This is a genomic window from Arthrobacter mobilis (assembly GCF_012395835.1).
Classification (GTDB): Bacteria; Actinomycetota; Actinomycetes; order Actinomycetales; family Micrococcaceae; genus Crystallibacter; species Crystallibacter mobilis.
Map to the genome: position 1 here is coordinate 201,378 of NZ_JAAZSQ010000004.1, position 22,158 is coordinate 223,535.

Below are 22,158 nucleotides of genomic sequence, written 5' to 3' on the forward strand. Positions count from 1 at the left end.
ACTAAAAAGCTTTGCCCCGATTCAAGGAGTAACCGTGACCGACACCTCCACTGCCCCACACCGGCAGCAGCCCGTGGCCGGCGGGTCGCTGAACACGAAGGACATGCGCCGGATCCTGTCCTCCAGCTTCATCGGCAGCGCCATCGAGTACTACGACTTCATCCTGTACGCCACGGCCGCCAGCATTGTCTTCAACAAGGTTTTCTTCGCCGACCTCGGCCCCGGCTTCGCGTTGTTCGCCTCCTTCGCCACCCTGGCCACCGGGTACGTGGCCCGGCCGCTGGGCGGCATCCTCTTCGGCCACTACGGGGACCGGATCGGGCGCAAGAAGATGCTGGTGCTCTCCATGCTCCTGATGGGCGGAGCCACCACCTTGATCGGCGTGCTGCCGGTCACCGCCCAGGTGGGCATCATCGCCCCGGTCATGCTGGTGCTGCTGCGCATCATCCAGGGCATCGCCGTCGGCGGCGAGTGGGGCGGTGCCGCCCTGATGGCGCTGGAGTCCGCGCCGCAGCAGAAGCGCGGCTTCGCCGCCTCGTTTGCCAACGCCGGCGGCCCGGCCGGCGCGGTGCTGGCCACACTGGTGGTCTCGGGAGTCTCGGCAGCCTCGGGCAGCCACTTCCTCGACTGGGGCTGGCGCATCCCGTTCCTGTTCAGCGCGCTGCTGATCGTCGTCGGCATGGTCATCCGGCTCAAGGTCGCCGAGACCCCGATGTTCCGGAAGCTCGCCCGTGCCAGCGAAAAGCGCAAGCTGCCGCTGCTGGATGTGCTGCGCAACCACCCGCGGGCCGTGATCATCACCCTGATCGCGACCATGAGCTTCTACTGCTGCCAGGGCATCCTGACCGTCTGGGGCGTCTCCGTTGCCGTGGAGAACGGCGTGGACCGCGAGGGCGTGCTGAACTGGAAGGCCGCCGGGGCCGTCCTGACCCTCATCGTCTGCTTCTACACCGCCCGCCTGAGCGACCGCATCGGCCGGCGCACCATGCTGACCATTGCCGGCATCGGCGGCATCGTGCTGGCCTACCCGCTGCTGATGCTGCTGACCAACGGCACCCTGTGGGGCTTTGCGATCGCGATCGTGGTGGGCAACGGCATCGTCCAGGGCGCGCTGTTCGGCCCGATCGGGGCCTACATTGCCGAGCAGTTCCCCACCCACGTCCGCTACACCGGCGCATCGCTGTCCTACCAGGGCGCGTCCCTGCTGGGTGCAGGCTTCACGCCGATGATCGTCACCGGGCTGATGATCGCCGGAGGCGGGACCTTCTGGCTGGTCGGCGCCTTCTGGATGGCCGTGATCCTGGCCGGCACCATCGCCGTCCGGTTCACGCCCGAGGGCACCAAGGTCAAGCTGGACTAGCTGGACCAGCCGCGCTTGTCCCGCAACCCCCGGAACGCCGCAGCGGACCGGGGGTTGCGCTGTGCCGTGCAGGGTCTCCGGGACCGGCCCGGTCCTTGAACCTGCGCAAGGACTGGGCCAGACTGGCCGGAAGAGCCGTCCACCTCATGAGGAGCGATGATGCAGGCGCTGACCGTTACCCCGGGCACCAAGGATTCGCTCCGGCTGCGCGATATCCCCGAACCTGAGGCCCGCGAGGGCAGCGTCCTGGTCGAGACCCTGGCGGTGGGGTTGTGCGGAACCGATCTGGAGATTGTGGACGCCCAGTACGGACAGGCCCCGCCGGGCCAGGACTTCCTGGTGCTGGGGCACGAAAACCTCGGCCGGGTCCGCGAAGCGCCCGCGGAATCGGGGCTGGCCGAAGGCGACCTGGTGGTGGGCATCGTGCGCCGGCCCGATCCGGTCCCCTGCAAGGCGTGCGCGGCCGGGGAATGGGACATGTGCCGGAACAACCAATACACCGAGCACGGCATCAAGGGGCTGCACGGCTTCGCCCGCCAGCGCTGGCGCGGGGACCCGGAAGCCCTGGTCCGGCTCGACGACGACCTGGCGGACGTCGGGGTGCTGCTGGAACCGACCACCATCGTGGCCAAAGCCTGGGAACAGATCGGGCGGATCGGGCAGCGGGCCTTCTTCGACCCGAAGACCGCCGTCGTCACCGGCGCCGGCCCCATCGGCCTGCTCGCGGCCCTGCTGGGGGTGCAGCGCGGCCTCGAGGTCCATGTCTTCGACCTCGCCACGGACGGCCCGAAGCCCGGCCTGGTCCGGGACCTCGGCGCCGAATACCACGCGGAGCCGCTGCCCGAGTCCGGCATCACGGCGGACGTCCTGGTCGAATGCACCGGGGTGACCCCGGTGGTGCTGGACGTGCTCACCTGCCGGGCGCCGGATTCGATCACCTGCCTGACCGGGGTCTCCGCCGCGGGCGAGGAAACCGAGGTCGACGTCGGGGCCCTGAACCGGCGGGCCGTACTGCGCAACGAGGTGGTCTTCGGGACGGTCAATGCCAACCGCCGCCACTATGATGCCGCTGCCCGGGCGCTCGCCGAGGCCGACGAGGCCTGGCTGCGCCGGCTGATCTCCCGCCGCGTGCCGCTGGCCGGCTACGCCGACGCCTTCGCGGACCGGCCCGACGACGTCAAAGTAGTCCTGGAGTTCTAAATGGCAGATCCGCAGGCAGCAACCGGTCCGGCTTCCGCACAGCAGGACGGCGGCGAGGGGCAGGTGTTCCCCTCAGGCCGGCAGTACGGGATCCGGCACGGGGACCAACTGGCGGTCATCACCGAAGTGGGCGGCGCGCTCCGGGAGTACCGGCACGGGGACCGGCCGCTGATCGACGGCTACGGGGCCGGCGAGATCTGCACCGGGGGGCGCGGACAGCCGCTGATCCCCTGGCCCAACCGCATCGGCCGGGGCAGCTACACCTGGGCCGGCCGGCAGCTGCAGCTGGACCTGAGCGAGCCGGACAAGGGCGGGGCCATCCACGGGCTGACCCGCTGGGCCAACTGGCGGGCAGACAGCCACGCCGAAGACCGCGTGTCCTTCAGCTATACGCTGCATGCCTGCCAAGGCTGGGAGTGGGTGCTGGACTGCCGGCTGGACTATCTGCTGGACGACGGCGGCCTGAGCGTCCGCACGACGGCGACGAACCGGAGCCCGACGGCCTGCCCGTATGGCACCGGTGCGCACCCGTACCTGAGCACCGGGGCCGCCGCCATTGACGCCGACCTCGCCCAGGTCCCCGGAGACACCTACCTGCCGGTGGACGAGGCGGGCCTCCCGCTGGGCCGGAAGCCGGTGGAGGGCACGCCCTACGACCTGCGCAGCCTGCAGGAACTCGGCGCGCGGCAGATCGATGTCGCCTACACCGATCTGTCCCGGGATCCGGACGGACGCGCCCGCGTCCGGCTCATCCGCCCGGACCGCTCCGCCGGCGTCGAACTCTGGGCGGACGAAGGCTACCGTTACCTGGAGATCTTCACAGGCGACACCTTGCCTCAGCCGGAGCGCCGGCGGACCGGCCTGGGGGTGGAGCCGATGACGTGCGCGCCGGACGCGTTCAATTCCGGGGAAGGGCTGGTGAGCCTGGAACCGGGCCAGACGCACAGCGCCAGCTGGGGAATCAATCCGTTCCCTGCACTTTGACGGCCATGGACAGCCGGCACAACCTCGACCGCCAGCTGGCCATCGCCGGGGTCGCCCGGCGGGCCAGGGGCAGGCCGATGGAGGAGATCAAGCAGCTGCTCCGGGAGGAATTCCGCCGGCTGGGGTTGCCCGAGCAGCCCGGTACCTGGCTCGATGCCGTGGCGGCGGAGGCGTGGTACGGCAAGCCCTACATCATCGATCTGGAAGCCTTCAGGGCGGCCACCGGGCTGCTCGGGGCCGCCGGTACGGGGCCGGACGAAGTTCTGGCCGAACGGCGTCCGGCCAGGCAGCCCGGCCCCGGTATCCGCGGGGGCGCCCGGACCGGACAGGCCCTGCTGCCGGCCGTCGAACCGTCCCCGGGGAAGGCGGCGGCGGTTTTCCTCGGTGCGATAGCCCTGGTGTCCTGCCTCGCGGCCGCCGGCGCGGCAGCAGCCGCGGTGGCCGCCATCCACGCCGTCCGGCGCCGGCGGAAGGGCGGCGCCCGATGACCTGCAACGAAACGAGGGAACATGGAATTCCGGCCGCTCATCGAGACCGCCGGTGAATACCTCGACCTGGCCGGCGTGGCCGTGATCGTGGCCGGCGCCCTGGTTTCCATCCCGCTGGCCCTGCGCCGGAAATCCCCGCCCCGGGCCGCCGGGCCGGCCACTGTCTACCACTCATACCGCCAACTGCTGGGCCGGTCGATCCTGCTCGGCCTGGAGCTGCTGGTCGCCGCCGACATCATCCGCACCGTGGCCGTGACCCCGACCTACGCCGGCGTGGGCGTGCTGGCCCTGATCGTGCTGATCCGGACCTTCCTCAGCTTCTCCCTCGAGCTGGAAATCACCGGCCGCTGGCCCTGGCAGAAGGAACACGGCGAAAACGGGGGGACGTAGCGGCTCCGGCTGCTGCAGCGGGCGCGCTGCCGGAGCAGGCACGCCCGCCGGTTCAGGAGCGTGCCTGGCCCCAGGCAGGCGCTTTCAGTCCGTGCGCTCCGGCATATTCGGGCAGGCCCGGGGAGGTCCAGCCCTCCAGCAGGGCGGCGTCGACCTTGTAAACCTCGATCCCGATCGGACGGCACACCTCGACCGGGTCATGCGCGCCCTCGCCCCACATCGGCAGGGACAGGTCCCCGCCCGGGCAGGTGGACAGGGCCATCAGCAGGTCCTGCTCGGCGAAGAGCTCAAAGAAGTCGCCGACCTTGGCCGGGCAGGACTTCATGAAGTACTGGTCCTTCTCGTTCAGCCCCGTGCACTGGAAGACATTGAGCACGTCGTGCACGTCGAATTCGGTCAGACCGTAAGGCAGCACGGCGCGGGTCAGGTTGGAGTGGCAGTGGTAGTCGAAATCCTCGCCGGTGAGCATCCGGTTGACATAGGGGTCGCAGCGGGTGCCCAGCGTATCGTGGACCCGGCCGCCCTCGCCGTCCACGCCGTAGTTCTCCAGCGTGTCCGCGGTGATGGTGGCCAGCGGGCGCAGGTAGGGCAGGTTGGACCAGAGCCGGTCGAAGGTGGTCACGTGCGCTGCCTGCAACTGGCGGGTGCGCGCGGCCCAGAAACGCTCGCGCGGGTTGTTGAAGTTCCAGATGTTCAGGTCCCCCACCTGCGGCCCGTCCACCGTGAGGATCCGGCACACGTGTCCGGCCGGAACCTTCCAGGCCTTGCCGGAGCGGATCGGGATGACGAAGGAATCCACCAGTTCCCGCGAGTCCGTGGAACGGGCAATGTTTCCGTAGAATTCCTGGTCCACCTCGAGGGCAGGGCCCTTGTAGGCGGCGTCGGTGAGTGAAGCGGTGGTGCTCATGGTGTCCTTTCGGGCTGGGTCAGCGGCGGGCGCGCTCGGCTGCGCGCACGCCGTCGATGATCTGGGTTTCCGATTCGTTGAGGTAGTCGTTCATCAGGGCTGTCGCCTCGTCGCGGCGCCCGGCGAGGATGAGGTCGGCGATCTGCCGGTCGCGCCCCACCCACCTGACCTGGAACGCGCTCTCATCCGGCATGACGGCGAACGCGAGCCGGAGCTGGGCGGCCAGGTTGTTGAAGAACTCGTCGACGCGCGCCGAGCGGGCCAGCCGGACCACGGCCTGGTGGAAGGCCAGGCTGGCCGTACCTACCTTGCCCCAGTCGCCCGAGAGCACGTGCTGCTCGCTGGCGGAGGCGGCGCGGTCCACCGCCTCGAGCATGGCGTCGGTGGCTCCGGCGCTTTGCAGAATGGCGCCGGTTTCCAGCAGGCGCCGGGCCGTGTAGATGTCGTGGATGTCGGCCGAGGTCAGGGTCCGGACGGAACTGCCGGCATTGCGCACGGAGACCACCAGGCCGTCCGCGGCCAACAGCCGCAGCGCGTCGCGCACGGTGTTCCGGGAGACGCCGAACTCTTCGGCCAGTGCCTGGTCCACCAGCCGCGCCCCCGGCAGCAGCAGGCCCTCCATGATCCGCTGCCGCAGCAGAGCCTGCACTGCTTCGGCGGCAGGAACCGCAGGCTGCCCCGCAGCAGCCAAGTCGAGTGTCATGGCTAGAGCCTAGCAGTGTTGAACAATCCTCCGCCACTACTGAGGGCTCACTGCGCGAGGAAATGTTTCCGCCGTGTAAAAACAGGCCATGTCGCGTGAATATTGGATTTCCGCACACCGTTGGCGTTGACACGATTGTTCAACAATCTGTAGATTCACCGCATGACTTCGACCACATTCATGCGCCGGGCCTGGCGTGCCGCGGCCGTCCTGCTGGCGGCGCTGCTCGCCGCGGCGCTCCCGCTGGGCAGTGCCCAGGCCGCACCGGCGGACAACGGCACGCTGCGGATCGGCTCGGACCTGACCTATCCTCCCTACGCCTACATGCAGGGCGAGAAGCCGGCCGGCTTCGACCCGGACTTCATGCGGGCGCTGGCCGCCGAGATGAAGATGGAGCCCGAATTCGTCGACACCCGGTTCGAACAGCTGATCACCAGCCTCAAATCGGGACACTTCGACGTGGTGGCCTCCGCGCTGTACATCACCCCGGAGCGGGCCAAGGAAGTCGACTACATCCCGTACTTCACCACCGGCAACTCGATCGTCATCCCCGCCTCCGCGGCACCGGTGGCCGACGCCGCCGGACTGTGCGGCCTGAAGGTGGCGGTCATCAAGGGCGGCGAAGTGGCCAGCCAGCTGCGCGGCGCCGCCAGCGAGCAATGCCAGGCCTCCGGCGGCCAGGCCATCGACGTGCGCGACTTCACCGCCGATTCCGAAGGCACGCAAGCGCTGCTGGCCGGCCAGGTTGACGCCCAGGTGACCGATGCCGCGGTGGCCAAGACCGCCGTCGACAGTTCCAACGGCAAGCTGGCGATCACCAGCACGGACCTGCTCTTCCCGGTGCCCGTGGGCCTGGCCGTCGCCAAGGGCAACGAGGCCCTGGCACAGCAGCTGCGCGACGGCGTGGCCGCGCTGAAGGCCAGCGGCACCTACCAGCAGCTGCTCAGCGACTACAACCTGAACGAGCCCAGCAGCGACCAGGTTGCCGCGGCCCTGGGCAGCCCGGACGGCTCCGAAGGCAGTGCGGACCAAGGCGGCTTCAGCTTCGACTGGAGGTACCTGCTCGGCCTCTTCGGGCACAAGGACTTCTGGAACGCCGCGCTCACCGTCATCGCGCTCTCCGCCCTGGCCTGGGGCATCTCGGTGGTGCTGGGCATGGCGGTGGCGCTGGGCCGCGAATCCCGCCAGCCGTGGCTCCGCAAGATCCTGGACGTCTATGTCTGGTTCTTCCGCTCGCTGCCGCTGCTGGTGCTGCTGATCTTCGTCTACAACGCACCCCAGGTCATCCCCGAGCTGCGGGCCATCGTGGGATCGCCCTTCATGGCCGGGCTGATCGCCATGGTGCTCTCCGAAACCGCATACATCTCGGAGATCCACCGCGGCGGCCTCTCCGCCGTGGCCGGCGGACAGGGCGAAGCCGGCCGCGCGCTGGGCATCCCCTGGGGCGGCGTGCAGCGGCACATCGTCATCCCGCAGGCCTTCCGGGTGGCGCTGCCGGCGCTGGGCAACGAGCTGGTGACCATCATCAAGCTCACCTCGCTGGTCTCGGCCATTTCGCTGACCGAAATCCTGCTGGTGGGACAGCGGCTCTACACCCAGAACTTCAAGGTGCTTGAGACCTTGCTCGCCGTCGCCCTCTTCTACGTGCTGCTGGTGACGGTCTTCGACCAGGCCCTCAAGTTCCTCGAGCGGCGCCTGGACGTCAAGCGCCGCGGGCTCCGGGCCAAGGTCAAGGCCGATCTGGCGCAGCAGGCCGACGAAGTGCCGGTGCCCGCCGCCCGGGCGGCCACCCCGCATGCCGGCGAGGTGGTGCTTGAGGCCGCCGGCGAGCGCAAGTCCTTCGGCGAGACCGAGGTGCTCAAGGGCGTGGACCTGAAGGTCCACCGCGGCGAAGTCGTGGCCGTGATCGGGCCTTCCGGCTCGGGCAAGACCACCATGATCCGCACCCTGAACGCGATGGAGTCCATCGATGCGGGTGAGGTGCTCTACCGCGGCCGGCCTGTGGGCTACCGGCACACCGCCGGCGGCCGCAGGCCCGTTGGGGACCGGGAACTGGCCAGGACGCGCGAAAACATCGGCATGGTCTTCCAGCAGTTCAACCTCTTCCCGCACAAGACGGTGCTGGAGAACGTCACCTTCGCCCCGGCGCACCTGGGCAAGGGCAGCGCCGCGGAGATCAAGGAGCGGGCCCTGGTCCAGCTGCGCAAGGTGGGGATGGCCGCGCACGCGGACAAGTACCCGCACCAGCTCTCCGGCGGCCAGCAGCAGCGCGTGGCCATCGCCCGGGCGCTGGCGATGAACCCGGACGCGATCCTGTTCGACGAGCCGACCTCGGCGCTGGATCCGGAGCTGGTGGACGAGGTGCTGCAGGTCATGACCGAGCTGGCGGCCGAGGGGCTGACCATGGTGGTGGTCACCCATGAAATGCGCTTTGCCCGCGAAGTCGCGGACTGGGTGGTGTTCATGGACCAGGGCGTGGTCGTGGAGGAAGGCCCCGCGGCCGAACTCTTCGGCAATCCGCAGCACGAGCGCACCCGGCGCTTCCTGTCCCGGGTCATGGCCACGAGCTGACGGGGGATGCAATGGCAACCATCGACCTGAACAGCGACGTCGGCGAGTCCTTCGGGAACTGGTCCTTCGGCGACGACGAGGCAATCATCGCCTCGGTCTCCAGCGTCAACGTGGCCTGCGGCTTCCACGCCGGAGACCCGCGCACCGGCCGGAAAACCTGCGCGGCGGCGGCACGGGCCGGCGTCACCGTCGGGGCCCATCCCGGCTACCGGGACCTGGCCGGCTTCGGCCGGCGGTTCATCGACGTCGACCCGGCCGAGCTGACCGACGAGGTCATCTACCAGCTCGGCGCGCTGCAGGCGCTCGCCCGGGCCGCCGGGACCCAGGTGCGCTACGTCAAGCCGCACGGGGCGCTGTACAACACCATCGCCCGGAATGCCGTCCAGGCCCGGGCGGTGGCCGAAGCCGTGGCCGCGGTGGACCCGGGGCTGCCGCTGCTGGTGCTGCCGGAGTCGGAAATCCAGCGCGCCGCCGAGGCCGCCGGCCTGCGCACGGTGGCCGAGGCCTTCGCGGACCGCGCGTACAACCCGGACGGCAGCCTCGTTTCCCGGACCCAGCCGGGCGCCGTGCTGCACGACGTCGAAGCGGTCACCGCGCAGGCCCTGCGCATCGCCGCCGGCGAACCCATCCGGGCCATCGACGGCAGCCTGGTGACCGTCCGGGCGCGCAGCATCTGCCTGCACGGGGACACCCCGGGCGCGGTCACCATGGCCGCCGCCGTCCGGGAAGCGCTCACCGGCGCCGGGGTCACGATCGAAAGCTTCGCGTAGCCATGCCTGCTCCCGTACACATCCGCCCGGCCGGGGACCGCGCCCTGCTGGTGGACCTGCCGGGCCTGCAGGAGGTACTGAGCCTGCAGGCCACGCTCACCGCGGACCCGGCCGATGGCCAGGTCGACGTGGTGGCAGCAGCCCGGACGGTGCTGGTCACCGCCTCCTCGCCGGCGGCGGCACGGCAGATCGCCGCCCGGATCCGCGCCGCGGACCTGGCCGCCGCCCCCGGGGCGGCGGCGGACCTGGTGGTGGTCGACACCCTGTACGACGGCGAAGACCTCGCCGCGGTGGCGGACCTGACCGGACTGAGCATCGACGGCGTCATCGCCGCACATTCCGGACAGACCTGGACCGCCGCCTTCGGCGGCTTCGCCCCCGGGTTCGCCTACCTGGCCGGTGAAGACACCAGGCTGGAAGTTCCCCGCCGGCCGTCCCCGCGCACCGCGATCCCCGCCGGTTCGGTGGCCCTGGCCGGCACCTATTCCGCCGTCTATCCCGGCCGGTCGCCCGGCGGCTGGCAGCTGATCGGCCGGACCACCGCCCGGATGTGGGATCCGCACCGGGAACAGCCTGCCCTGGTCAGGCCCGGCGCCCGGGTCCGGTTCCGTCCGGTCCGCGAACTGGTGGAGATCAGCCGGCCCGCACCCGCGGCGGCGGGCACCGGGAAGCCCGGGCACGGCGTCGTCGTACTCTCCCCCGGGCTGCAGACGACCGTCCAGGACCTGGGCAGGCCCGGGTTCGCGGACCTGGGCGTCACCGTGTCCGGTGCGCTGGACCGGGGTGCGCTGCGGCGCGCCAACCGGCTCGCCGGCAACCCCGCCGGGGCTGCCGGACTGGAGACCGTGCTGGGCGGGCTGGTGCTGGAAGCAGCCGGTGACCAGGTGGTGGCCGTCAGCGGCACCCGGGTGCCGCTGACCATCACCGGCCCCGACGGCGGCGGGCGTATGGTCGCCGCCGAAGCCCCCTTCGCCCTGCTCGACGGCGAAACCCTCACCCTCGGCACGCCTGCCTCCGGCCTGCGCAGCTACGTGGCCATCCGCGGCGGACTCGACGTGCCGGCGGTGCTGGCCGCCCGCGCCACCGACACCTTGTCCGGGACCGGGCCGGCCCCGGTGGCCCGCGGAACCATGCTGCCGGTGGCCGCCGCCCCACCCGGCAGCGTCGTCGGCTTCCCCGAGCCGCCGGCCGCGGAACCCGCCGAGGTGACCGAACTGCGGTTCGTCCCGGGACCGCGCGCCGACTGGTTCACCGCGCAGTCCCTCGCCGGATTGGGGCAGCAGCTGTGGACCGTCACGCCGCAGTCCAACCGGATCGGCCTGCGGCTGGACGGAACCCCGTTGGAGCGCGCCCGGGCCGGGGAGCTGGACAGCGAGGGCACGGTCAGCGGTGCCATCCAGGTTCCGCCCTCGGGCCTGCCCATCCTCTTCCTCGCGGACCACCCGGTGACCGGCGGCTACCCGGTGGCCGGCGTGGTGCTCGCCGCCGACCTGGACAAGGCGGCCCAGCTGGGCCCCGGCGCACGGATTCGCTTTGTCCCTGCCCCCGAAGCCGCACCCGTTCCGCTCTAGCCGGCGGAAGACGACGAAACCTAAGGAACCATGCAGAAAGTCCTGATTGCCAACCGCGGCGAGATCGCCGTCCGGATAGCGCGCGGCTGCGACGACGCCGGGCTCGAATCCGTAGCCGTGTACGCCGACATCGACGCCGATGCCCCGCATGTGGCCGCCGCCGGGGAAGCCTATGCCCTGGGTGGGAACACCCCGGCCGAGACCTACCTCAACGCCGGCAAGCTGCTGGACATCGCGCAGCGCTCCGGCGCGGACGCGGTCCATCCCGGCTACGGCTTCCTGTCCGAGAACGCCGATTTCGCCCAGGCCGTCCTCGATGCGGGACTGACCTGGGTGGGACCGTCCCCCGAAGCCATCCGGCTGCTGGGCAACAAGGTCACCGCCCGAGAGGTCGCCGTCGCGGCCGGGGCCCCGCTGGTGGCCGGCAGCGACGGGCCGGTGGCCTCCGCCGCCGAGATCCGGGACTTTGCCCAGCGGCACGGGCTGCCGGTGGCCATCAAGGCCGCGTTTGGCGGCGGCGGGCGGGGGCTGAAGGTGGTCCGGGAGCTGGACGAGATCGAGGAGGCCTTCGATTCGGCGGTGCGCGAGTCCAGGGCGGCCTTCGGCCGGGACGAATGCTTCGTGGAACGCTTCCTGGACCGTCCCCGGCACGTGGAGGCGCAGATCCTCGCCGACGCCTACGGCCATGTCATCGTGGCAGGCACCCGGGACTGTTCGCTGCAGCGCCGCCACCAGAAGCTCGTCGAGGAAGCACCGGCCCCGTTCCTGGGCGAGGAGCAGCGCGAGCGGATCTACAGCTCGGCGAAGGCCATCTGCCGCAAGGCCGGCTACACCGGTGCCGGCACGGTGGAATACCTGGTCGCCGCGGACGGGACCGTCTCCTTCCTGGAGGTCAACACCCGCCTGCAGGTGGAGCATCCGATCACGGAGGAGACCTCCGGCATCGACCTGGTGCAGGCCCAGCTGGCCATCGCCGCGGGCGAACCGCTCGCCTGGGCCGAGGATCCCGCGCCGCGCGGACACTCCTTCGAATTCCGGATCAATGCCGAGGACCCGGGGCGGGGATTCCTGCCCTCCCCCGGCACCATCGGCAGTTTTGCCGTGCCCACCGGCCCCGGCGTGCGGGTGGATACCGGGGCCCGGGCCGGCGGCCTGGTCCCTGGACAGTTCGATTCCCTGCTGGCCAAGCTCGTCGTCACCGGGGCCGACCGGCAGCAGGCCCTGCGCCGCGCCCGCCGCGCGCTGGCCGAATTCGAGATCACCGGCGTTGCCACCGTGCTGCCGTTCCACCGCGCCGTCGTCAACGCTCCGGCCTTCGCCGGCACCACGGACCTTGGCGTATACACGGGATGGATCGAGGCCGAGTTCGCCCACACCCTGGCGGCCAGCCCGGAGTTCTCCACGGAGGCACCCGCGGCAGCGCGCCGCACCATCACCGTCGAGGTGGACGGCCGCCGCCTGGCCGTCGGCCTGCCGGCGGACCTGCTGGACTCGCTGGCCGCCGGGTCCCCGGCTTCCGCGGCCGGGGCGGGTGGGGACGACGGCGCGGAGCAGTCCGCCGAACCCGGCGCGCTCGTCGCCACCATGGCAGGGTCCCTGGTCAAGTGGCTGGTGGAGCCGGGCCAGCCGGTCGAGCCCGGTGATCCGGTGGTGGTGCTGGAGGCGATGAAAATGGAAACCACGGTCACGGCCCACCGCGCCGGAGTGTTGGGCGGGCACCTGGCCGGTACCGGGACCGCGGTGGACGCGGGGACCGTGCTGGCGCTGATCGAAGCCTGACCGGCTGGCGGTGCTGCCGCACCCAGGGGATCAGCCGCGGCTGAGGCTGCTTGCCCGCCGCCTGCGGTGGCGTCCCTCGTGTGCTGCTGCGGTGATGCGGGCGTCACCGAAGTAGATAACCTCGTGCCAGTCCCCGGCGGCCGGTTCCTGCGTCTGGTCCCCTGCGGGGTTTTGGCTGGCGGACTTGGACTTCTTCGGTACGAACAACCATTCGACCACGCCGATGGAAACATCCACCAGCGAGTTCTTGATCCCTATGTAGGCCTTGATGGCCCATGCAGCCAGGACGGCATTAATAGTGGCGAAGGCCACGTTCCCCCAGTTCCCGGCCATAGCATCCCGGTACGCCGTGAGGATGGAGAAGGCGACGATAAGGTACGGAATGATGACGTAGATAACTGGGGCAGCTGTCCTGTTGCGGATCTTCGGAGTGCGGGCAAACGGAATCTTTTCTCCGGTCAGTGCCTGTTGAACCGACTTAAGCACGCCTGCCAGGTTCACGGGCAGCAGGACAAGGTTGAACCCGTAGATCCGGAAGATATCGGTGAAGCGGTAGCCGCATTCGCGAAGGTCGCTGCCCATCGCGAGGAAGTACGGCACGGCAGCCAGGAAGACCGCAGGGCTCAGCAGGCGGCCGTCGTAGGGGTAGGCCAGCAGGAAGATCAGGCCGAAGGACCCCCAGGCAATCGACGCCATGTAATTGAGCCGGAGCATGAGTTCCCGGAACAGCACCGGCCGGGTTCGGTTCTTGCGGTCACGCAATTGCGCCAGCAGCTTGGGTGCAATGAGCAGCCCGCCGTTGGCCCAACGCCGCCGCTGCACGATCAAGGATCCGAAGTCCGGCGGTGTAGCGCTGTAGCTGAGGCGTTCGGGATAATTGACCAGCATCCAGCCCTGGGCACCGAGGTCGACGCTGGACTCCGTATCTTCAATAACCGTGCGGTCCTGAATGTAGGTACGGATCTCATAGCCGCCAACGTTCTCGACCTCGACGATGTCTTCCAGAGCTTCCTTGCGGATCACGGCGTTGGCCCCGACCCAGAATGTGGCGCCGAAATACGTCTTGCCTTGGTGCAGGATGTGCTGGAGATCGGTACTGGCCGCCGCGATCCGCTCGATGCGGGTCGGCGCACCGCGGTAGGACGAATAGGGTGTCTGCGTCACCGCTACCCGTTCATTACCTGGTTCTTCGAGGAAGTAGACCAGTCTGAGGCAGTAGTCCCGCAGCAACAAGGAGTCCGCGTCCAAAGTCAGCAGGTACTTGCTGTCCGGGAAGTAGACCGCGGCGCCGTCCCCGGCCTTTGCCGGCGTCAGGACCAGTCCTTCGGACGTCTCCTCCCGGCGCCACCTTCTGCCCATCAGGGAGATGTAGGAGTTCAGGTTCATTGCCTTGTTGGCCTCGTGGGACAGCGAGGCGTACTTCTTGCGTTCGAAGAAACCGACGTCCGCGGTGAAGATCCACACGAGCCGCCGGTACAACTGGGTGAGCCTCTCGGCATCCAGCAGCGCTCCGGATTCGGCCGCGTCCACCAGTGCGCGCTCCGTCAGCCTCAGCTCCTGTGCCTGTCCCAGCAGCACTTGGGAAACGAAGAAGTCGTCAACATGGTCCTCCTGTTTTTCCGCTGCGGCCTTGTTTTCGAACCACAGGGCCGCAGCTGCATAATCCCGCGACAGGCCGAGCAGGTGCTGGCTGTTCACCACCATTCCGCGGCCGAGCAGCCGCTCGAAGTCTGCCAAGGCTGATGAGAAGCAGCGTGCGGGTTCGGCGAGTTCGTCCTTGATTTCGCGGGCCAAATCCCGTGTCTGCTGAAGCTTGGCCAGCACCGCAGGGTCGGAGGGATTGGGGTTGTCGTCAATCAGCAGCACTGTCCTCAGGCCGGGAAACTCCTGCAGCGCCGCACTCCACAGGGTCTGCCGCACCACATTGGGCTCCTCGGCGTAGGACGGAATGAGCACGGTCATGCCGCCGTCATGTCCCGTGAAGTGGCGGTCGATCTCGGCCCGGGGCACCCTGCGATGGTCCCTGAAGCGGTACATCGCTCCCTGCCGGGCCAAGAGGTACATCAGCGCGGAAAACGTCAGGAAGGTGACCACCGTCAGATACGAGATCGCTTCGAAGCGGAAACGGAACCCCGCCGTCGGATTGTCCACCAGCTCACGCATGATGGTGGTGACCACGTAGATAAGCCAGAAACCGATGGTGCTGATCATGGCCAGCCGGCCCAGCACGATCTTCCGTGCCGATGGCCGGGAATGGACAATCGGCAGGGGCCGGCTGTCTTTTTCAGCACCCCATTGGCGGCGGCGCCGTTCAGTGCTGCCCTGCTGCCTGCTCTGGCGGCCAGGTGGTGCCTGACCTGCCGATGCTTTCCGTTTTCGCTCAGGCGCGATTGCACTGCTCATGTCATCCCCCACGGTTCATGGCCTTGTCGCATCAAGGCGGCAACACCGGTGGATTAGTCCGGTGCCGGCTGTCAAAGGCCCCCTGGGCATCGGTGAGCCCGCTCAGAGTCTAAAAGCGCTCCGGAGGCCGAAAGTTACAGAAACCTTGGGGAACGCCGTTGCAGGGCACCTGCAGGGAAGAAAGCTTCCGGCGCCTCTGGCACGTCCAAATTCGCCGTAGTTAGACTGGCCGCGGAACCGGGCTCCTATCCGGATTCAGCCAGTTGGGGGAAAATTAAATGTTCAGCTCTTTCAAAGGGCGCAGGCTTTCCGTCACGCGCTCGCTGCTGCTTGTCGTTGTCCTGGGCGGTCTTGCAATGTCGGCGTTTGTTGGCTGGAACTGGTTCCGCGATACCCAGACGGCCGCCCAAACCTCCTGGTTCGGTGGCTACGTCGATGTCACGGCCACACCGGCCTACCGGATTGAGGATCCGCCCTCGGCTGCTGCAGAGACGGTGGTGCTGTCCTTCATCGTGGCTCATCCCGACAATCCCTGCAGACCTTCCTGGGGCGGCTATTACACCTTGGAAGAGGCCAACACCGAGCTCGACCTCGACCGCAGGGCCGCCCGCTTGGCGGAAACCGGAGGCGAAATCATCGTCTCCTTCGGCGGCCTGCTCAACGATGAACTGGCGACCGCGTGTACCGATACCGCCCAGCTTGTCCGTGCTTACGGAAGCGTCATCGACCGGTACCAGATCAGCACGATCGACCTCGACATCGAGGCTGACGACCTCGGGAATACCGAGGCCGGAAAACGCCGGGCCGAGGCCATCGCAGCCCTCCAGCAGGAACGATCGGCGCAGGATCCGCTGCGCGTCTGGCTGACGTTGCCGGTAGCGCCAACCGGGCTTACCGAACAGGGAACCGCCGCCGTATCCCACATGCTGGATGCCGGCGTCGACCTGGCCGGGGTCAACATCATGACCATGGACTACGGCGGCAGCCGGATGCCGGACCAGACCATGTTGGACGCATCGATCGACGCGGCGAATTCGACGCACCGTCAGCTGGGAATCCTCTACGATCAGGCCGGACAGCACCTGGGCACCAAAACCCTGTGGAAGAAAATTGGCCTGACCCCGATGATCGGCCAGAACGATGTGCCGGAAGAGGTCTTCGATCTGGAAGCGGCACGGGGGCTCAACCGGTTCGCCCACGATAACGGGGTAGGCCGGATTTCCATGTGGTCGTTGAACCGTGACAGCACCTGCGGCGAAAACTGGCCTGACCTGAAGCGTGTCTCCGACTCATGCAGTGGTATTGACCAAGGTGCCGAAACGTTTGCAGAGGTACTTGGGGCCGGCTACTCCGGCCGCGCCGACGGGCCAGCTGATGCGGTCGAGTCCGCGGAGCCGGCAACTACACCTGCTGTTATCGTGGACGACCCGGCTACCAGCCCCTATCCGGTGTGGACGGAAGAATATTCCTACCTGGGGGGCGACAAAGTTGTCTGGCACGGACACGTGTACGAAGCCAAATGGTGGACCCAGGGAGACCTGCCTGACAACCCTGTGCTCCAGGCCGCCGAGACGCCGTGGACTTTGATCGGCCCTGTCCTGCCCGGAGAAACGCCGGCACCCGTGCTCACGGCACCGCCCGGCACCTACCCGGAATGGGATGGTGAAGCCACCTATCTCAAGGCTGCGCGGGTAATGTACGAAGGCCGTGTCTTCGAGGCGAAGTGGTGGACTAAGGGAGACAGCCCCGAAGCAGCACTGGCAGGGTCGAACGGCTCTCCCTGGCTGAAGCTCAGTGACGACAAACTGCGGGAGATCATCCGCGACGCTTCCACAGAACCGCCTGCAGATCCCCGGTCCTGACGGCCACAGAACGCCATAGGCAGCAAAGGACCCGGCGCGCGGTGGCGGGTCCTTTTCTGCCAGGGGGCAACCTGGCCGGTGGACCATTCCCGGATTTCCGACGCCTTCGTCCCCGCCGGCCCTTCACGGCCCGCACCCTGCGCCGCCGCTTTGTCTGCCTGCTTTGAGGAACGGAGCATTCACGTGCCGGCCAGGCCCATGAACATGGTCCGGTGCAGGATGTCCACGTGCCGGCGGGAGACCTCCACGGCCGCGGCCACATCGCCGGCCTGCAGCGCGGCCACCAGCGCGATGTGGTCCCGGTTGGAGCGGTGCAGCAGCTCGATCGGATACGGGATGAAGTAACCGTAGAGTTCGGCCAGCGTCTCGTTGTACGCTTCCACCGCGGTGCCCAGCCCGGAGGCCGCGGCGACCAGCCGGTGGAAGCGTTCGTCGGCCTGATGATAGTCGGACCAGTTGGTCGAGGCCGCCATCTCCCCGGTCAGCCGCTCAAGCTCGGCCAACTGCCCGGGGCTGGCGTTGGCGGCAGCGTAATGCGTCACCGCGCATTCGAACAGCAGGCGGCGGTCCACCAGCCGGTGGACCGCCTGCGACTCGGCCGGCGACGCGCTCAGCTCCTGCAGCACCGCCTGCGGCGGCTCATCGGCGACGAACGTCCCTCCGCCGCGTCCGCGCCGGCGCACCACCACACCCTGCTCGGCCAGGCTGGCCAACGCCCGGCGCGCGGTGATCGGGCTGACCGAGAGTCCAAGGGCAACCTCCTGCTGGTCCGGCAGCCGCTCCCCCGGCTTGAGCAGCCCCAGGGAAATGGCCATGCCGATGCGCATCCGCACCGCGTCGATCGCGCTGCGCCGGTCGATGCCGGCCAGTGCCGGGGCGCCTATGGCACCCGCACCCTCGGCAACGTCAGTGGTCATACCGCCACTTTACGGGCCACAGGCCCCCTCTTCCATAATTCGATCATTATGATCTAATATGGCACGAGCCACACTACCCATCCTGGAGAGTTTCCCGTGCCACGCATCCTTCCCCTCATCGCCGCCCAGGCGCGGCCCCGGCTGATCGGCGAACCCCTGGCGGCCTTTGCCGCCGAGGTCGCCGCCGCCGTCGAGCACCAGCCGCAGACCCGGCTGGTGGTCTTCCCGGAACTGCACCTGTTCGGCGACGGCGATCCGGACCGGCAGCGCACCGAGGCCCTGCAGGACGCCGCCGAGCCGCTGGACGGCCCGCGGGTCAAGGGGCTGCGGGAGCTGGCCGCGGATCTGGGCATCTGGCTGGTGCCCGGCAGCGTGTGCGAGCGCGGGCCCGAGGGCCAGTTGTTCAACACCCAGCTGGTGCTGTCCCCGGACGGAGAGCTGGCCGGCTACTACCGCAAGATCTTCCCGTGGCGCCCGCACGAACCGTACGATCCCGGGGACCGCTTCGCCACGGTGGACCTGGCCGGGATCGGCCGGGTGGGGCTGAACATCTGCTACGACGCCTGGTTCCCGGAGGTCTCCCGCCAGCTGGCCTGGATGGGCGCGGAGGTCATCCTCAACGTCGTCAAGACCACCACCGATGACCGGAAGCAGGAACTGGTGCTGGCCCAGGCCAACGCGATCGTGAACCAGGTGTTCATGGTCAGCGTGAACTGTGCCGGCCCCACCGGGCGGGGCCGCAGCCTGATCGTCGACCCGGAGGGCAACACCCTCGCCGAAGCCGGGGACGACGCCCCGGTGCTGCTGGCCGCGGACCTGGACCTGTCCGCCGTCGAACGCGTCCGCACGCACGGCACCGAAAACGTCAACCGCCCGTGGTCACAGTTCCACCCAGGCGAGCCGCCCATTGAACTGCCCGTCTACCAGGGCCGGATCGACCCGGCCGCCTGGACCCCGCACTCCCCCACCTTCTAAGGAACACCGGTGACAACCCAAACCACCCTCACCCGCACGCTGAAGCTGCCTTCGCTGGTCCTGTTCGGCCTGGCCTACCTGACCCCGCTGATCGTCCTGGGGATCTTCGGTGTGATCGCCGAGGCCACCGGCGGTGCCTCCCCGTCCGCCTACCTGGTTGCCCTGGTGGCGATGCTCTTCACGGCGCACAGCTACGGCCGCATGGCCATTGCCTACCCCGTGGCCGGTTCCGCCTACACCTACGTGCGCCGCTCGATCGATCCGCGCGCGGGCTTCCTGGTCGGCTGGGCGATCCTGCTGGACTACCTGTTCCTGCCCATGGTGATCTGGCTGATCGGCGGCTCCTACCTGTCCGCCCAGTTCCCGTCCGTGCCCATCGGGGCCTGGATCCTGGGCTTCATCCTGGTCACCACGGGCCTGAACATCCTGGGCATCAAGGTCGCGGACAAGGCCAACTACCTCCTGATGGCGTTCCAGCTGCTGGTGATCGTGTTCTTCGTGGCGCTCTCCATCGGCCATGTGGTCTCCGCCTCCGGCGCCGCCGGCCTGGCCAGCAGCCAGCCGTTCTTCAACGACACGTCCAGCTTCGCCACGATCACTGCCGGCGCCGCGATCGCCGCCTACTCCTTCCTTGGCTTCGACGCCGTCACCACCCTGACCGAGGAGACCATCGAGCCGCGCAGGAACATGCCGCGGGCTATCATGCTGATCGCCCTGATCGGCGGCGGCATCTTCATTGTGGTCTCCTACGTGACGCAGCTGGTGCACCCGGGCGGGGTGTTCGAGGACTCCGCCTCGGCCGCCAGCGCCATCGCCCTGCAGATCGGCGGGCAGCTCTTCGGCGCCGTGTTCCTGGCCGGCCTGGTGGTGGCGCAGTTCGCCTCCGGCCTGGCCGCTCAGGCCAGCGCCTCCCGGCTGCTGTACGCGATGGGCCGGGACGCGGTGCTGCCGAAGCCGGTCTTCGGCCGGCTGAACCCGAAGTTCCACACCCCGGTGGTGAACCTGGCGATCACCGGGGCGGTGGGCCTGATCGCGCTCTTCCTCGATGTGGCCACCTCCACCTCGTTCATCAACTTCGGCGCATTTACGGCCTTCACACTGGTGAACCTCTCGGTGATCTTCCACTTCGTGCGTGAGCGCCGTGCGGGCAACCGGCTGAACCCGGTCAGCTATGTGGCCGTGCCGGTAATCGGGGCGCTGGTGTGCGCCTACCTGCTTTCCCGGCTGGATGCCAACGCGATTACGCTGGGAGTGTCCTGGCTGGTGCTCGGCGTCGTGGTGCTGGCCGCGATCACCCGCGGCTTCAAGGTGGCGCCGCCGGAGATGGCCGCCACCGAGAAGGCCACGGTCTAACAGGGAGCTGCACGTGCGGATGGGGCTGGGGCAGCTGGAATCCGGGACGGATATTGCTGCCAACCTGGCGGCCATGGACCGGTTCGCCGCCGCGGCGGCGGCGGAGGGGGCCCGGCTGGTGGCCTTCCCGGAGTACGCCAGCTATGAAAAGAAGGTGGTGGACGCTTCCTTCGCTGCGGTGGCCGAGCCACTGGACGGGCCGGTGTGCATTGCGCTGGCCGGTATTGCCCAACGCCACGGAGTCGCCCTGGTGGCCGGGGTGGTGGAGGCCTCCGGGGAGCCGGACCGCGCGTACAACACGCTGGCGGCCTTCGGGCCCGACGGCGGACTGCTGGCGGCCTACCGCAAGATCCACCTGTTCGACGCCCAGGGCTTCAGCGAATCCCGGTTCATCAAGCCCGCGCCGTCGGCGGAGCCGGTGGTGTTCGACTTCGGCGGCCTGACCTTCGGACTGATGACCTGCTACGACCTGCGCTTCCCCGAGCTGGCCCGGGGCCTGTCCGACGCCGGGGCCGAAGTGCTGCTGGCCTGCTCCTCCTGGGTGCCGGGCGAGCACAAGGTCCGGCAGTGGCTCTCGCTGACCGCAGCCCGGGCCATCGAGAACGGCATGTACGTGGCGGGGGTGTGCCAGGCCCCGCCGATCTCCGTGGGGCACAGCGTGCTGGTGGACCCGATGGGCGTCCCGCACGCGGAGCTGGGGACGGACTCGGCTGTGGCGACCGTGGAGGTGTCCGCGGATACGGTGGCGGCGGTACGCCGGCAGTTCCCGATGTTCCGGCAGCGGAGGCTCCACCCGCACGGCGGCAGCCTGCCCGGCCAGCTCTAGCCGCCGGCGTCCCCGGCGAGGATGAGGTCCAGCAGCCGGGCCACGGCCGGGTTGGTGTTGGACTCGTTCCAGGCGATGTGCAGGTCGGCGTGGTTGAGGTCGGCCAGCCCGGCCGGGCCCACCAGCTCCTCGAAAACGACACCGGGCGGGGAAAACGCCATCGCCGACGCCGGCACGAGCGTTATCCCCAGGCCTGCCGCCACGAAGGCCAGCAGGGCAGGCACCTGGCTGGCGAACTGGGTGATGTTCGGGTGCGCCCCGGCGCTGTCGTAGAGCCGCATGACCAGGTCGTGGAAATACCTGGCCTCGGCGGTCGAGTACATCATCAGCGGCAGCCCGTCCAGTTCCTTGAGCATGACGCCCTTGCCGGTGGCCAGGTCGTGCCCCTCCGGCAGCGCCGCGACCAGCCGGTCCTCCATCAGCGGGCGGGAGACCACACCCGGCCGGGCCACGATCGGCCGCAGCAGGCCGATGTCCATGCTGCCCCGGGACAACCCGTCCAGCTGGTCGGTCGAGACGGCTTCGCGCAGCACCAGGGAGACTCCCGGCAGGTGGCTGCTGGCCAGCCGGAGAATGCCCGGCAGCCCGCTTTGGCCGGCGATGGCGGTGTAGCCGATGGTGATGGAGCCGGCGTCGCCCGTGGATACCCGGCGGACATCAAGCTCGGTCTTGGTGCACAGGTCCAGGATCCGGCGGGCGCTCGGCAGCAGGGTGCGGCCGGCGGCGGTGAGCTCCACCTTTCGGCTGCTGCGCTCAAAGAGCAGCGCGCCCAGTTCGCGCTCGAGCAGCTGGATCTGGCGGCTCAGGGGCGGCTGGGTCATGTTCAGCCGGGCTGCTGCCGCCCCGAAGTGGAGCTCCTCGGCGACGGCGACGAAGGACTCCAGCTGGATCAGCGAAAACATCGATTCACTCCTTGCATGATTTCGTGCATATCTTAGCTTGGACATGAATCAATAGGGGTGCCTAGCGTGGAAGGACCGGCGGCCGCACCGGGCCGCCCCGAGAAAGGATCCGCCATGCCCGCCACGGAAACCGCCCTGCCCCAGACCGGGGACAGCCCCCATGCCGGCCAGGTGGTGGTGACCGGTGTGACGGTGAC

The 22,158-nt window shown here is 68.9% G+C and carries 18 protein-coding genes and 1 pseudogene; 14 read left to right on the forward strand and 5 right to left on the reverse strand.

All coding sequences use genetic code 11. The annotated features are described in order from the left end of the window. Nucleotides 1–34: 34 nt before the first annotated feature. The 5 genes from HGG74_RS06970 to HGG74_RS06990 all read left to right on the forward strand — a co-directional run bounded on the left by HGG74_RS06970 (nucleotide 35) and on the right by HGG74_RS06990 (nucleotide 4,422). A complete protein-coding gene (locus tag HGG74_RS06970) occupies nucleotides 35–1,360 on the forward strand; it encodes an MFS transporter (protein ID WP_312856771.1) in 1,326 nt (441 codons plus the stop codon). A 159-nt stretch (nucleotides 1,361–1,519) separates the two neighbouring features. After that, the gene (locus tag HGG74_RS06975) at nucleotides 1,520–2,560 is read left to right on the forward strand and encodes a glucose 1-dehydrogenase (RefSeq protein ID WP_168485627.1); all 1,041 of its coding nucleotides are present in this window, start codon (nucleotides 1,520–1,522) and stop codon (nucleotides 2,558–2,560) included. Beyond that, complete coding sequence (locus HGG74_RS06980) at nucleotides 2,561–3,544, forward strand: aldose 1-epimerase family protein (RefSeq protein WP_168485628.1); 984 nt, start codon at nucleotides 2,561–2,563, stop codon at nucleotides 3,542–3,544. Nucleotides 3,545–3,549: 5 nt separating this feature from the next. Next, a complete protein-coding gene (locus HGG74_RS06985; RefSeq protein ID WP_168485629.1) occupies nucleotides 3,550–4,032 on the forward strand; it encodes a hypothetical protein in 483 nt (160 codons plus the stop codon). 21 nt (nucleotides 4,033–4,053) lie between these two features. Beyond that, complete coding sequence (locus tag HGG74_RS06990; protein WP_168485630.1) at nucleotides 4,054–4,422, forward strand: DUF1622 domain-containing protein; 369 nt, start codon at nucleotides 4,054–4,056, stop codon at nucleotides 4,420–4,422. A gap of 52 nt (nucleotides 4,423–4,474) precedes the next feature. Here the strand turns inward: HGG74_RS06990 and HGG74_RS06995 are convergent, their stop codons facing one another. Both HGG74_RS06995 and HGG74_RS07000 read right to left on the reverse strand, forming a co-directional pair. Beyond that, nucleotides 4,475–5,329 (reverse strand): urea carboxylase-associated family protein, encoded by an 855-nt coding sequence (locus tag HGG74_RS06995; protein ID WP_168485631.1) that lies wholly within the window; start codon nucleotides 5,327–5,329, stop codon nucleotides 4,475–4,477. A 19-nt stretch (nucleotides 5,330–5,348) separates the two neighbouring features. Next, entirely contained in the window at nucleotides 5,349–6,032 is a 684-nt protein-coding gene (locus HGG74_RS07000; protein WP_168485632.1) for a GntR family transcriptional regulator, read from the reverse strand. Nucleotides 6,033–6,212: 180 nt separating this feature from the next. On the opposite strand from HGG74_RS07000, the pseudogene HGG74_RS21440 reads away from it, so the two are divergent. From HGG74_RS21440 to HGG74_RS07020, 5 genes and pseudogenes are all read left to right on the forward strand, one after another. Next, a pseudogene (locus tag HGG74_RS21440) lies at nucleotides 6,213–7,721 on the forward strand (ABC transporter permease subunit); the annotation flags it as partial. Between the two features lie 120 nt (nucleotides 7,722–7,841). Next, nucleotides 7,842–8,603 (forward strand): amino acid ABC transporter ATP-binding protein, encoded by a 762-nt coding sequence (locus tag HGG74_RS21445; protein ID WP_446680203.1) that lies wholly within the window; start codon nucleotides 7,842–7,844, stop codon nucleotides 8,601–8,603. Nucleotides 8,604–8,614: 11 nt separating this feature from the next. Beyond that, nucleotides 8,615–9,373, forward strand: coding sequence for a LamB/YcsF family protein (locus tag HGG74_RS07010; protein WP_168485633.1), 759 nt, complete (start codon nucleotides 8,615–8,617; stop codon nucleotides 9,371–9,373). Between the two features lie 2 nt (nucleotides 9,374–9,375). Further along, nucleotides 9,376–10,944: a 5-oxoprolinase subunit B/C family protein gene (locus HGG74_RS07015; RefSeq protein WP_168485634.1), complete on the forward strand. Its 1,569-nt coding sequence runs from the start codon at nucleotides 9,376–9,378 to the stop codon at nucleotides 10,942–10,944. A gap of 30 nt (nucleotides 10,945–10,974) precedes the next feature. Continuing rightward, the gene (locus HGG74_RS07020) at nucleotides 10,975–12,723 is read left to right on the forward strand and encodes an acetyl/propionyl/methylcrotonyl-CoA carboxylase subunit alpha (RefSeq protein ID WP_168485635.1); all 1,749 of its coding nucleotides are present in this window, start codon (nucleotides 10,975–10,977) and stop codon (nucleotides 12,721–12,723) included. A gap of 30 nt (nucleotides 12,724–12,753) precedes the next feature. On the opposite strand, the gene HGG74_RS07025 is transcribed toward HGG74_RS07020, so the two are convergent. Further along, the gene (locus tag HGG74_RS07025; protein ID WP_246262724.1) at nucleotides 12,754–14,787 is read right to left on the reverse strand and encodes a glycosyltransferase family 2 protein; all 2,034 of its coding nucleotides are present in this window, start codon (nucleotides 14,785–14,787) and stop codon (nucleotides 12,754–12,756) included. A 617-nt stretch (nucleotides 14,788–15,404) separates the two neighbouring features. Between HGG74_RS07025 and HGG74_RS07030 the strand changes: the two genes are divergently transcribed. Beyond that, nucleotides 15,405–16,988, forward strand: coding sequence for a chitinase (locus HGG74_RS07030; protein ID WP_168485637.1), 1,584 nt, complete (start codon nucleotides 15,405–15,407; stop codon nucleotides 16,986–16,988). Nucleotides 16,989–17,167: 179 nt separating this feature from the next. Here HGG74_RS07030 and HGG74_RS07035 read toward each other — a convergent pair whose 3' ends face one another. Continuing rightward, complete coding sequence (locus HGG74_RS07035; RefSeq protein ID WP_168485638.1) at nucleotides 17,168–17,905, reverse strand: FadR/GntR family transcriptional regulator; 738 nt, start codon at nucleotides 17,903–17,905, stop codon at nucleotides 17,168–17,170. Nucleotides 17,906–18,001: 96 nt separating this feature from the next. Here HGG74_RS07035 and HGG74_RS07040 point away from each other — a divergent pair, with 96 nt between their 5' ends. From HGG74_RS07040 to HGG74_RS07050, 3 genes are read left to right on the forward strand one after another with little or no spacing between them, the layout of a single operon-like run. Beyond that, nucleotides 18,002–18,880: a carbon-nitrogen hydrolase family protein gene (locus HGG74_RS07040; RefSeq protein ID WP_168485639.1), complete on the forward strand. Its 879-nt coding sequence runs from the start codon at nucleotides 18,002–18,004 to the stop codon at nucleotides 18,878–18,880. Between the two features lie 9 nt (nucleotides 18,881–18,889). Then, nucleotides 18,890–20,233, forward strand: coding sequence for an APC family permease (locus tag HGG74_RS07045; RefSeq protein WP_168485640.1), 1,344 nt, complete (start codon nucleotides 18,890–18,892; stop codon nucleotides 20,231–20,233). Between the two features lie 19 nt (nucleotides 20,234–20,252). Next, the gene (locus tag HGG74_RS07050) at nucleotides 20,253–21,059 is read left to right on the forward strand and encodes a carbon-nitrogen hydrolase family protein (RefSeq protein WP_205761528.1); all 807 of its coding nucleotides are present in this window, start codon (nucleotides 20,253–20,255) and stop codon (nucleotides 21,057–21,059) included. Here HGG74_RS07050 and HGG74_RS07055 read toward each other — a convergent pair. Next, a complete protein-coding gene (locus HGG74_RS07055) occupies nucleotides 21,056–21,961 on the reverse strand; it encodes a LysR family transcriptional regulator (RefSeq protein ID WP_168485642.1) in 906 nt (301 codons plus the stop codon). The genes HGG74_RS07050 and HGG74_RS07055 overlap by 4 nt on opposite strands. Nucleotides 21,962–22,158: the final 197 nt, after the last annotated feature.